We start from the raw sequence: 12,982 nt of genomic DNA, 5'->3' as shown, positions 1-12,982 counted from the left end.
TGTGTTTAAGATTTATACGGGAAATAACAACATTTCCCCATTGAATAAAACTTAACCTTTTTAGTCTTATGTAATTAAAGAAGTTATTTGCTATGAAAATCGTCATTCTTAATAAACCTTATGACGTCCTCTCCCAATTCCGTAAAGACGAAGCACATATGACCATGGCTGACTTCGTAGACGATCCGACTTTGCGTTTGGCAGGTCGCTTAGATATGGACTCTGAAGGTTTAGTTTTTTTAACCGACCACGGCGGTTTAAACCAATTTATTACCAACCCGGCCAACAAGAAGTTTAAAACCTATCTGGTACAGGTTGAAGGTGATGTCACTGAAGAAGCGCTTGAACAGCTGCGTAAAGGGGTTGAACTGAAAGATGGTATGACCCTTCCAGGCAAAGCCATTAAAGTACAACAGCCAGAATGGTTATGGGACCGTGATCCACCGGTTCGTTTCCGTGCATCTGTGCCCACCTCTTGGATTGAAATTTCAATCTGTGAAGGTCGTAACCGCCAAGTTCGCCGTATGACTGCTGCGGTAGGTTTTCCAACTTTACGTTTGATTCGTACGAAAATTGGTTCTATTGATCTTGTTCAATTGGGTTTACAACCAGGTGAAACCAAAGAAATTGAACCTTTACTATACCCGGACTTTAAAGATGTACCTGCCGAAGAACCTTACCGTTCACGTTCTTATGTGAAAAAACCGGGTGGTACAGGCGGTAAGCCAATGGTTCGCAAGAACAAAGATGGTTCCGTGAAGAAGTCATCTGGTACGAAACGTATCTGGCAAATGGATGAAAGCGAGAAACCGCGTCGTAAGACCAATGGTACAACGCGTCCGAATACCAAAGCACCGCGTGGTCGTGGGCGTGGTCGCGGTTAATTTTTTAGTATTCAAATTAAAGCTCACGAAAGTGGGCTTTTTTCTTTAATCAGTATTATAGATTTAACTTGTCATATGCTTCATCAACTTGGCTCAATGTATAGTACTGCTTGATCTGATGCCAATTATTTTCTTCCTTGAAAAATCCTGCAAAATAACTGGTTCTTCTTTTTTTATTGATTTTTCTTTAGATAAATAAAAAACCGACGCCTAAGCATCGGTTTTACATAAAGTTTAAAGAGTATACAAATTAAGCCTTTAACCACTTCTCAGCTTTGGCCTGATCTTCAACTTTGAGTTCAACTTCAGTCAATTCAGAACCACCCGCCTGAACTTCAAAAGTCATTAATTCATCACGGCGGAAAGCATGAACAGTATACATTCCCTCTTGTTTTGCATACTTCTCAACAAGTTTAGTCGTCGCTTTCAAACCATCAATCGCGATAACAACATCTTGCGCAGAAAGACCTGCTTTCGCCCCTGAACCTTCTCGACGTGCAGTTTGAATCACCACACCTTCAGGTTTATCGGCAAGCTTTAAGCCAAATGGCAAAGACTTATCATTTTTAACGTCAAAACTTAAACCAAACTCAGGAAGTAACTGATCTAGCGGTAATTCATCGGTGGTATTGATCAAATGATTGATCTGTTCAAGCCAGTTATCACCGGTCAACTCATTACACAATTCGAAGATGGTACGCTCATTAACTTGAACACCATTTTGCGCATTTTTGTACAATTTACGCATTAAGGCATCCAGGCTTGAACCGCGTAAACGCAAGCCCAAATCCAGACACAGCGCCACTAAACAACCCTTGTTGTAGTAGCTGGTGCCGGCGTTATTGGAGTTTTCATCCTGACGGTAGAATTTCACCCAGGCATCAAAACTTGAATCTGCAACGGTTTGAATCGCACGTCCCGGGTTTTGTAAATAACGGTCAATCTGTGTCTTTAATAATTTCAGATAGGATTCTTGAGAAATCACCCCACTACGCAGCAAAATCAGGTCATCATAATAAGAAGTGAAACCTTCAAAAATCCAAAGTAGCGAAGTGTAGCCTTCTTTGTTCAAATCATAATTGACGAAATTTTCAGGGCGAATAAATTTTACCAACCAGGAATGGAAATATTCATGACTGCATAAACCCAGGAAACGCTGATAATCCGCAGAGGGTTCAGCAGGTTCATCCGCTTTAGGCAAGTCATCACGCGGGGTAATCAGACTGGTACTGTTCGGATGCTCCAAGCCACCATAACTATTACCTGTCACCATGGTCATAAAGGTATAGTCGCTAAATGGCGCAGAACCAAACATTGAAATTTCAGTGGCACAGATTTTTTCAATGTCTTGCTGCATGCGTGCAGCATTCATGGCATGTTTGCCAGACACCACAAATTCATGGGCAATACCATTGGCTTCAAAGCTAAAGCGCGTTTGCTCTGCCAGCTCAAAGGGTGAATCAATCAACTGGGCATAGTTATCCGCCTTTAAGGTATAACGACCTTTAACCAGACTTTTAGCCATTAGGCCTGTTGCCAGCTGGAAATGTTTCAGTTCATCTGGAAGGAATACTTCAACTTCAACCGCTTTATCTTCCTGTCCTTCTAGCCCCAAACATGCACAGGCCGGATTCACATAGAGACGGGTTTGGTCCACATAGGCACCGCGTACAGACAAGTCATAGGCATAGACATCATATTCCACCGTAATCAGTTCATGATCGGTATTAAATAAACGCCATTTATTCTTCTCAAATTTCTGAATTTGTAAAATGCGCCCATCTTCATCATAAGCACGAACTGACTCAATATGCTTGGAGAATTCGCGAATCAGATAGCTACCCGGAATCCAGGTCGGTAGAGAAAGGACTTGAGTTGGATCAGCTAAAAAGCGAAGAGTCACGTGAATAAGATGCTGACGATAATCGTCAAATTCGATTTGATAATGCAACATAATGGGCAATATAAAATATAAAAAAGTTAACTTAACAATTAGCTTAGCATTTTTTGTCCGGCAATGCTGAACTGTCGCAATTGTCTGCAATTCCGACTAGCCATTCTTAAAAAAAAGGCATAGCATTCCTCATATTTTTTGCATTTCTACCACCAATGGATTGGTAAATAAGGAAGATCATTGAAAGCTGTCATCTACCTCCTCGCATCCTTAAGTTTATTGTGTTCCACGATAGTCAATGCTGCATTACTCAACCTTGTTCCTGAAAGCGTTGAAGCCCAGGCATGGACCATTCTTGATACCCAATCAGGTCAGGTCATTGCAGAGCACAATAGTCATGAGCAACGTGCACCGGCATCCATGACCAAAATGATGGTTGCGTATATTGCATTGAAAGAAATTGAAGCCGGTCGTTTAAAAAAGGATGAAGTCATCACAGCGACACCAGTGGTAAAAATGGTGCAGTGGGATGAGTCGCAGATGTATCTTAAACAAGGTGATCAGATTACTGTAGATCAGCTTCTGGCAGGTTTGATCGTGATGTCAGCCAATGATGCAGCGGTGACCTTGGCAGAACGCATTTCGGGTACTGTACCGGCTTTCATTGAACGCATGAATAAAGAAGCCAAAGCCTTAGGGATGAAGGATACGCATTTTGCCAATGCACCAGGCGTGACCATGCCAGATCATTACTCATCTGCTCATGACATGGCCCTGCTGGGTCAAGCACTGACCGTTCAGACGCCTGAATATCTGCATTATTCAGTCATGCCAAGTTTCAGCTATAACCAGCGTTTTCACCGCGCAACCAATCTGGCACTCAAGTTTGACCCAAGTGTAGATGGTTTAAAAACAGGTTTCACCAAGGCGGCAGGTTATAACCTGGCATTGACTGCACATCGCCCTACTGGTAATCCTGCGCTGCCTGAACGTCGCCTGATTGTGGTGGTGATGGGTACAAAAAATGCATTAAAACGTGCAGAAGTTGCCCATACCCTGATGGATATGGCCTATACCTATACCCGTAATGAGGTGGCGATTAAAGATAAACAGCTGATTGCTGAATTGCCGGTGGTGAAATCTACTTTAAAAATGTTTAAACTGGAAACCAGCAAACCGCAAATTGTGACGACGTCTTTATATGATCAGCCTTATGCGATTGATCTGCAAACTTATGATACGGTCAATCAGCGTGTTATGCTGAATACAGGCAATGGTACGATTCAAGCCATTGAGCCCTTACAAGAAACCAAGACCCACTTAAATGTTGAAATCACGGAAAAATACCTGACTGCTCCTTTAGCCAAAGTTATGCAACTGGCCACCGTGCAGGTTTATCAAAATAACCAGTTGATCCGCACCATTGCCATTGAAAATGATGTGCAAATTGAAGAAGCCAATTTTTTCCAGAAAATTGCCCTATGGTTTAAACAGCTTTTTAGTTTTTTCTCAAGCGATGACATTCGGGTCAAAATTTATCCTCTACGCTAAAGGATGAATAGTTTTGACTTGAGTCAGATGACAGAACAATCCTATTCATAAAATAATCATTTGGATAAAAGTAATAAAATGAAGATGATAGATATACATCATCTTCTTTTTACTGACCAATAATGACTCCTAAATACCTGACAGCTCAAATTCAACTTTCCTCCCTGCCCCAGTATAGTATGCTCAAATTTCCCACTCAAAGTCTTGCCGTGTTGTTAAACCATTATCAAACTACTGGCGTATGACTGGACAAATCAAGAGCTCTGGATTTTGTCACAAGAAAAACAGCTAAAAAGATTAAAATTTCATTGAAATTAAAAAAACCATCCCCACTATTAAAAAAACACCATAAGAGTGGGAAAAATGCAGATTTTTGCTAAATCTAGTCTACAAAACCTACTTTTCACTTTATGATGTACCCTTAAAAAATTGAATGGATCAATAACATGACTGCTATTGCAAATGACCTCGTGGTTTCTTTCCACTACACGTTGACTAACGCAGAGGGCGAAACTCTCGACCAATCACAAGGTGAGCCACTTGCATATTTGCACGGTGCGGGCAACATCATCCCTGGTTTAGAAAACGCTTTAGAAGGCAAAACTGTTGGTGAAAAATTCACTGTAAACGTTCCTGCTGCTGAAGGTTATGGTGAATACAACCCTGACCTCGTACAAGAAGTTCCAGCTCAAATGTTCCAAGGTGTAGACAACATCCAACCTGGTATGCAATTCCAGGCTCAAACTGATGATGGCGTTCAAATCGTGACTGTTAAAGCAGTTGAAGGCGACAACGTTGTTGTAGACGCTAACTTCCCACTTGCTGGCCAAGATTTAACTTTCGAAGTTGAAATCGTTGAAATTCGTGCAGCTTCTGCTGAAGAATTAGAACACGGTCACGTACACGGTGCTGGTGGTCATCACCACTAAGATCGCCCGCGATCATAAAAGGCAAAGTTTTGACTTTGCCTTTTTTATTGCCTTGAATTTTTTATCCCATTCAATTATCCGAGATCATTTCAGTGAGCCGGGCAACTTTTCAGCCATCTCTTTAGAACTGGCTAAGCTGTTTGAGGCGCTGCATATCGATAATCCTAATCTGGCTATAATTCCACTCTACAATGCGTTGCTGGATAAAATATTGTAGTTGCTTGTTTAAGGTTTGCCTGGACACATGCAGTAATTCGGCAAATTCCTGCTGGCTCATTTTAAATTGAATGGTTGATTTTTCCTGACCTACTGGTCTTGCCTGTTGACCCAAGGTTATTAAATGACGCGCAATTTTTTGCGTCATACTCGCAGTTTGCAGATAACGGGTTTTCTCCATCAAACCATACATCCGTTCACTCAGTAATTGAATGATCTGCCACATGGCTTGCGGCTGCTGTTGTAATTGTTCCAGAAAAACCTGACCTGAAATTACAGCCACTTCAACTACTTCTACGGCATAAAAATCAAAATTCAGCGGTTTTTGCTGTAAAAATGGCACCAGATTAAATACCGAATATATTTTCACATAATCACTGACTTTAAACTCCCCATCACTGAGCAGCCAGCCAATCTGCATCCGTCCGGACAACAGTACATAGATATCGTCCATTTTTTGCTGATAATGCAAGATCTGTTGCTGTGGTAAAAAACGCAGATATTTCACATGCTGCAATAAGGTTTGATGGGATTGTGCATTGAATGCAGAAAACACAGCATCCTGCCCAAAAATCTGCTGTAATTTTTCTGCGCGACTCAGCATACGAAATTGATGATCTCATTCAAAATAAAAAAACTAATATATAAATACTAGGTTTTTTATATGCTTAAACCAACCAACTTTTAGCGCTATGTATATCTCGAATTCAGATCACTACAAGTCCATACAGCCTAAATCAATGCATCTAACCATTAAGATGCTTTTTCTAAAATTTGACCATTTTCAAAGGTAAAATTGGAAATGTCCTGTTTCACCACTTTCTTCAGGTTCACACTTGGACGACCATCTACACCAACTGGAATATCTCCTTCAATGGTGACACGGCGCACGACTCGAAGGTCGTCACCATAATCATTAATCGCACGGTGCTGTGTGGCACGGTTATCCCAAATGGCAACATCACCGACACTCCAGCGCCAGCGCACGATGTTTTCTAAATTCACGGCGTAATCCTGGAATAAATCAAACAGGCGACGTGAATCCTGGCTGTTATAACCCACAAAACGTTTAAAGAAGTGACCCAATAACAGGGTCTTTTCCCCACTTTCCGGATGCACGCGCACCAATGGATGCTCTGTTTCATATTCGGTTGAATTGAATAGCGCACGATATTTTTCTACATCAATACGCGGGCTTGTGGTTACTTTAGAAGCATAGTCATTGCTATGCACTGCCCGTAAACTGTCTGCCAAAACTTTCAGTTCTTCTGGCAGATCGTTATAAGCTGCTGTGGTATTTGCCCAAACCGTATCACCCCCCTGCTGCAGGCGCAACTATACTGCGTAAAATGGAAGCTTTTGGATAATCTTCAATAAAGCTAATATCAGTATGCCAGGTATCTGCCCGCCCACCACGTGAATTCAGCTCAAGCACATGTGCTGTGCCACTTTTGACCGGAACGGTTGGATGATTCAAGGGCTTGCCCAATAAAGCGGCAAAGCCTTCCTGTTCATCATCAGTTAAATATTGTTGGTTTTTAAAGAAAATAGCTTTGTACTTGATTAGAGCATGGTTAATTTCATGGACCGTGTCTTGATCTAGAGTTGAAGACAATTTAACCCCTTCAATTTCCGCACCAATACGCCTGGTAATCGGTTTCACCCGAATATGTTGATATTGATAGTTCGGATCATAGGGTTTGGTTTGAGTTTGGCTCATGGCGATTCCTTATATTTCAATTTTTATTGCAACATTATGTTGTTGAAATACAGTCTGCCCTGAATAGGCCATAAACACTGTCAAAGCGTTGACAGTGATCAGCATAATACCTGCTGAAGTTTTGAACTTTCCTGATTTAGAATTTTGAGATTAGATTTCTCAACCCTGAAATTATTCAGACAATTAAAAAATACAAGCTATTAAAAAACATAAAAATGTCAAATTTTTAAAGCGATTTATTGATGATCAAGTCAAAACATTAAGAAAATAATCTGGGGAATAACATGCACCAGAGCTTTGTCGTTTCAGCATTGATGATGTGTTGTCTAGATAAAATCATTAAGCATTAATTATTTTATCTGTACATCAAAATAGCCCCTAAATGGGGGGCTATTTATTTGAAAAAGTTATAGATAATTGCCTTCACGTTCTGGCTGATACAACACTTTTTCAATTTTCACTTTCATTAAATGACCATCTGGCTGCGGCCATTCAATTTCCTGACCTTCAGCCAGTCCCAGAATTGCTGCACCGACTGGTGCAAGTACATTCACCTGCCCTTTCTCACCCAGAAAATCATGCGGGTAAACCAGGGTTATCGTAGTTGGTTCATTCGCAGGGGCAATGGTAATTGATACCCGTGCATTCATTGTCACCACATTTGTCGGCATATCCTGCGGGGCAACTACTTGAGCACGTGCAAGCTCATCTTCCAGATGCTGCATGGTTGGCGTCAGTTTAGACTGATGCTCAAGCATCGTTTCTAAACGTTCCAGATCTTGTTGTGAAATAATAATAGTGGGTTTAGCCATTTATCTGATTCCTTTGGACGAAAAATGTCATTACAGCAACAGCAAAATATTTATAGCTTTTATAGGGGAGATTTATTCTGTTATAGCAGAAATACCAGCTTTGAAAAATATGACTTTTAATATATATAAAAAAAGCCCCCTTGAGGGGGCTTTTCTCAAGTCAGAACTTATTTTGCGTAAACAGGGAATTTAGCGCATACAGTTTCAACTTTCGCTTTTACAGCATTAATTACAGCTTCGTCGCCTTTGCTGTCCAGGATGTCTGCGATCCAGCCAGCAAGTTCACGTACTTCAGTTTCACCGAAACCACGAGTTGTAACAGCTGGGGTACCGATACGGATACCAGAAGTCACGAATGGAGAACGCGGGTCGTTAGGTACAGAGTTTTTGTTCACAGTGATGTGAGCAGCACCTAACCAAGCGTCAGCGTCTTTACCAGTGATGTCTTGCTTGATTAAAGACAACAAGAACAAGTGGTTTTTAGTACCGCCAGAAACTACGTCATAACCACGAGCGATTAATACTTCAGCCATTGCTTGAGCGTTTTTAACCACTTGTTGTTGGTAAGTTTTGTATTCAGGTGCCATGGCTTCTTTAAAGCAGATTGCTTTAGCAGCTACAGCGTGAACCAATGGACCACCCTGGTTACCCGGGAATACAGCTGACTGTAATTTTTTCTCGATTTCTTCGTTTGCTTTAGCAAGGATTAAACCTGAACGCGGGCCACGAAGAGTTTTATGCGTAGTCGTAGTCGTTACGTCAGCAATTTGCACTGGGCTTGGATAAACACCAGCAGCAACCAGACCAGCTACGTGAGCCATGTCTACAAAAAGGTAAGCGCCAACTTTGTCCGCGATGTCACGGAAACGCTGCCAGTCTACAACTTGGCTATAAGCAGAGAAACCAGCCACGATCATACGTGGTTTGTGTTCTACAGCTAAACGTTCAACTTCTTCGTAATCGATTTCGCCAGTTTCCGGGTTTAAACCGTATTGAACTGCGTTATAAGTTTTACCAGAGAAGCTTACTTTAGCACCGTGAGTCAAGTGACCACCGTGAGCCAGGCTCATACCCAAAACAGTGTCGCCCGGGTTAAGAAGGGCTAAGTAAACAGCTGAGTTTGCTTGAGAACCAGCATGCGGTTGAACGTTAGCATAATCAGCACCAAAAAGTTCTTTAGCACGGTCAATTGCCAATTGTTCAATAACGTCTACATATTCACAACCGCCATAATAGCGTTTGCCTGGGTAGCCTTCTGCATATTTGTTAGTGAGTTTTGATCCTTGCGCTTCCATTACTGCTGGTGAGCAATAGTTTTCAGAAGCAATCAACTCGATGTGCGCTTCTTGGCGAGCATCTTCATTGGCGATTGCCTGAGCGATTTCTGGATCAAATTCAGCAATAGAGATATTGGCAAACATTAGCGAGGTCCTATTAAATTAGGGCTTTTAAGCCGTGCTAAGATTGGCGCGTATTGTAGCATGAAGTTTATAAATATTGAGAATGAACTTTACTCAGTTTTAAATAAAAAATGCTCATCTTCGTCAGAAACATGAGCATTTTATTGAAACCAAGTTATTGAATTGGCATCAGAGATTTTACATCTGCAATAATATTAGGAATATTTAAAGCATAGACCGTTCCATGATCCCATTTCGTTGCAGCTGATTCATCAGTCAAATAACGGATATTAGTGTTTTGTTGTATCGCTGAAGAATAAAGCACATCAGTCACTTGTTTAGTAACAGTAGGGTCCAGTGATCCCTGATAAATAATCACTGGCGTTGAGACTTTAACCTGAAGTGGCTGCGAATCTTTTTCCAAAAAGGTTTTAACTACAGGAATACCCATAAAATTCATTTGAGTACGCGGGTAATTATTTATATTGACTGAACCCTCTGTTGCCACGTAATCATCCATCCCTTTAACAAATTCCTGCTCTAACAGATCATAGCAATCAATTTCTGCATTTTTAGCAATATTATCCGTAGGAGACTTAAAAACCTGACTATATTTCAAATCAGGATGAGGATTGCGCAGTCCTGCTGTAATCAATGCAGTAAATGCATCCAAAGATGACAACGTTTTAATTTTTTTATTCAGGTCGGTTTCTTTTCCTGCAGCACTTTCCCCTGCTGTCAAAATAAGCGCAAGGTTAGAAGCTGGAGCGAGGGCCACTGTTCCTTTATAGACCAAGTTAGAGGCGCGTGAAGCATATTGGGCCGCACCTAAGGCAGCTTGTCCACCTTGTGAATGTCCTACTGCCATCCATTCGTTGGATGCTTTTGTCCCCAAATAATGGCGCGCAGCGACAACCGCATCCGTAATAGAATAGGCCTCGCTTTTTACATTCAAGAAAGGATGAAGCTCATTACCATTTGGTTCTCCCAAACCTTCATAATCAGGAGCAACTACCACATAACCCGCAGTTAAAAGTTGAGCAATCATTGCTTGAATATAGATATTCAATGCATTTCGACTAGGTGCACATTGATCTGCCACACCAGTCGTACCATGCGCCCAGACCACAATTGGCCAGCCTTTTGCAGGTGCCGCTGTTTTCGGTGTAAAGACCAATGAAGTCGCTTGAACTTGCTTAGCGTTCACCCCCAACATTTTATAGGTCATCACCACGCTTTCACCCGCCACACTAGTCATATTTGTTTCAGTATAAGGTGTAGGAGTAGAAACGACCGGGTTCTGAATATCATTGACCGGAATTCCATTATTTGGACTATTGAAGACCGAATCACCATCTCCACTTCCACACGCTGTTAAAAGGATCACCGAACTACTGATAAACATCGTTAATAATGTTTTTTTCATTTTTGCATTTCCTTATATCTTTTTATTTTGATGATTTAAGTAATTATGAATACAAACTATTACCTTTATTTAATATTTGAACAATGCGATTTAACATCAAATAAAAAATTTAAAAAGAGACCGAGTTCTTATTAATACAAATTAATGATTTTTATAAATTTTATTTTTTTACTTTTACAAATATCAAACACTATTAATTTAACAAAATATGTCTGCTTTTATTTGTCTGATTGTAGACTTGTTTGGGGTCGACTGTAGAAGTTTAAAAAGAAAAATACTAAACAAATATGCTGACCGATAACCAATCAATAAAATGACTTCGCAAAAGCCATCACCTCACTTTTAGCGACCCGATTGGCAAATTCAATTCATTAAACACCAATCAAAGGATATATTCAGGCTTTCTCAAATACCCCTTGATCAAGCCGGTTATCCTGCTATTCATCTAAAGCATGTATTTCAAGTGATGTTTTCGAAGCAGCGCATTTAACCAACAGTCCAGTACACAAATCAGCATGAACAGGGAAAAGAGCCTATTTTCAGTTTGTATCGGCATATTTGAAAATGTTAAATTGACTCAAACAATCACAACGGTTATGGATCTGTCATGCAAGCAATTATTCTCGATACCGAAACCCATACTTTAAATGGACAGCCAATTGAGATTGCTTATGCACCGATCCAAATCCATGACAGCAAACTTTCCTTAAACAAAAATGAAATTTTCGACCAGCTCTATAGTGTCGATGAACCGATTTCATATGCAGCCATGGCCGTGCATCATATTCTGGAATCCGAGCTGGTGGGTCAGCCTCACTATACGACTTTCAGCCTTCCACAGGAAACCACTTACATTATTGGTCACAATATTGATTATGATATTCGTGCCATTGAGAAATGCGGTGTAGATACCAGCAATATCAAAGCAATTTGTACCCTTGCCCTGGCACGTTTAGTCTGGCCAGATGCTGAAGCGCACAATATTTCTGCCCTTATTTATATGATCAGCAAAGGCAGTGAAAAAGCCCGTGAAATGATTAAAAAAGCACATCGTGCCGATATGGATATTATCTTAACCGCCAATATTTTAATGCATGAAATCCATCATTTAAACATTCAAAATATTGAAGAGCTTTATCTGGCATCGGAAGACGCGCGTATTCCTCGAACCATTAATTTTGGCAAGCATCGAGGCACAGCAATAGCAGATTTACCTGCAGACTATATGCAATGGCTGCTGCGTCAGGAAGATCTGGACCCTTATTTGCGCAAGGCTCTAGAGAAAACCAGTATTGTTACCCTGTAATATAATGATTTGTAATATTATTTAATATTCCTGTCATGATTCCCCCCTACAATCAGCTTTAATTTATTGCAACGTAAATTAAAGCATGACTCAATTTCATAAAACTGATTTAGGCATTGAAAGTTTAAAACAGCGTTCAATGAATCTGAATGCTCGTCAGCGCAGACTGTTACTATTGATTGGCACCGATGATTTTGATCTGCTTTCTGAACAATTCAGGCATCGTATCGCGCCACCCGAATTACTCGAACAGTTGCTGGAAATGGGACTGATCAGCCGTGCGGCTAACCCGTCCATTCAAACACCCCTGACATCCGACAACCTAGATACAGAAATTAAAACCAGCCCTGCGCTGCACAGCACTCAACTTAAGGATCACTCTGCCGAAGATATCTTTGTTCCCAGCATTTCCCCATCTTCAATCACGGATGAAAAAGCTGAGCAGGCATCCTGTCAAAATGAAGTTCAAACAACGCTAGAAATCCTGGATTTTGAACAGGTCAAGCAATTCATGGCTGAACTGCTGCAACGTCATTGCGGTTTAATGGCAAAACAACTGATTAGCCGTATTCTGTCTGCTGACGATTTACGCAGTTTAAAACAGTGCCAGATGCAATGGATTACCACCTTACAGGAAAGCCGCATCACTCCACAGGAATTAAACCGCTACCTCAATCAGATCAATTTTTCTCTACAGAAGCTTCCAAGCTGATCAAGCTTAAGAGCTTTTTTATGTTTCATTATTTATTTGAGGTCTTAGCCATCTAAGACATATTTATTTTTATACTTATAAAACAATAAGATTCTATTTATTACACAATAACTAGATTAAACAAGAACCCAT

10 protein-coding genes and 1 pseudogene are annotated in these 12,982 nt (G+C 40.7%); 5 read left to right on the top strand and 6 right to left on the bottom strand.

The window, feature by feature from the left end; genetic code table 11:
* The first annotated feature begins 92 nt into the window (after positions 1-92).
* Positions 93-884 (top strand): rRNA large subunit pseudouridine synthase E, encoded by a 792-nt coding sequence (locus GTU69_RS10190; protein WP_166170249.1) that lies wholly within the window; start codon positions 93-95, stop codon positions 882-884.
* Positions 885-1,134: 250 nt separating this feature from the next.
* Here GTU69_RS10190 and GTU69_RS10185 read toward each other — a convergent pair whose 3' ends face one another.
* On the bottom strand, positions 1,135-2,838 hold the full coding sequence (locus GTU69_RS10185; protein WP_166170247.1) for a M61 family metallopeptidase: 1,704 nt from the start codon (positions 2,836-2,838) through the stop codon (positions 1,135-1,137).
* 180 nt (positions 2,839-3,018) lie between these two features.
* On the opposite strand from GTU69_RS10185, the gene GTU69_RS10180 reads away from it, so the two are divergent.
* Complete coding sequence (locus tag GTU69_RS10180) at positions 3,019-4,329, top strand: D-alanyl-D-alanine carboxypeptidase PBP6B (protein ID WP_166170245.1); 1,311 nt, start codon at positions 3,019-3,021, stop codon at positions 4,327-4,329.
* A 446-nt stretch (positions 4,330-4,775) separates the two neighbouring features.
* Entirely contained in the window at positions 4,776-5,258 is a 483-nt protein-coding gene (gene slyD, locus GTU69_RS10175; RefSeq protein ID WP_092819263.1) for a peptidylprolyl isomerase, read from the top strand.
* A 121-nt stretch (positions 5,259-5,379) separates the two neighbouring features.
* Here slyD and GTU69_RS10170 read toward each other — a convergent pair whose 3' ends face one another.
* The 5 genes and pseudogenes from GTU69_RS10170 to GTU69_RS10150 form a co-directional block, all read right to left on the bottom strand.
* Positions 5,380-6,078 carry a Crp/Fnr family transcriptional regulator gene (locus GTU69_RS10170; RefSeq protein WP_166170243.1) on the bottom strand — a complete coding sequence of 233 codons (699 nt, stop codon included), beginning with the start codon at positions 6,076-6,078 and terminating at the stop codon, positions 5,380-5,382.
* A 149-nt stretch (positions 6,079-6,227) separates the two neighbouring features.
* Positions 6,228-7,194 (bottom strand): annotated as a pseudogene (locus GTU69_RS17400) (TauD/TfdA family dioxygenase).
* 407 nt (positions 7,195-7,601) lie between these two features.
* The gene (gene rnk, locus GTU69_RS10160; protein ID WP_166170241.1) at positions 7,602-8,006 is read right to left on the bottom strand and encodes a nucleoside diphosphate kinase regulator; all 405 of its coding nucleotides are present in this window, start codon (positions 8,004-8,006) and stop codon (positions 7,602-7,604) included.
* Between the two features lie 167 nt (positions 8,007-8,173).
* Positions 8,174-9,427: a serine hydroxymethyltransferase gene (gene glyA / locus GTU69_RS10155; RefSeq protein ID WP_086195022.1), complete on the bottom strand. Its 1,254-nt coding sequence runs from the start codon at positions 9,425-9,427 to the stop codon at positions 8,174-8,176.
* Between the two features lie 154 nt (positions 9,428-9,581).
* On the bottom strand, positions 9,582-10,832 hold the full coding sequence (locus GTU69_RS10150) for an alpha/beta fold hydrolase (protein WP_166170239.1): 1,251 nt from the start codon (positions 10,830-10,832) through the stop codon (positions 9,582-9,584).
* Between the two features lie 607 nt (positions 10,833-11,439).
* On the opposite strand from GTU69_RS10150, the gene GTU69_RS10145 reads away from it, so the two are divergent.
* Positions 11,440-12,138, top strand: a complete 699-nt coding sequence (locus tag GTU69_RS10145) for a DUF3820 family protein (protein WP_166170237.1) — start codon at positions 11,440-11,442, stop codon at positions 12,136-12,138.
* A gap of 85 nt (positions 12,139-12,223) precedes the next feature.
* A complete protein-coding gene (locus GTU69_RS10140) occupies positions 12,224-12,850 on the top strand; it encodes a hypothetical protein (RefSeq protein WP_166170235.1) in 627 nt (208 codons plus the stop codon).
* The last annotated feature ends 132 nt before the right edge of the window (positions 12,851-12,982 follow it).

Origin of the sequence: Acinetobacter sp. SA01 (assembly GCF_011319235.1) — a bacterium.
Classification (GTDB): Bacteria; Pseudomonadota; Gammaproteobacteria; order Pseudomonadales; family Moraxellaceae; genus Acinetobacter.
This window is presented reverse-complemented; position numbering and strand designations above follow the sequence as displayed.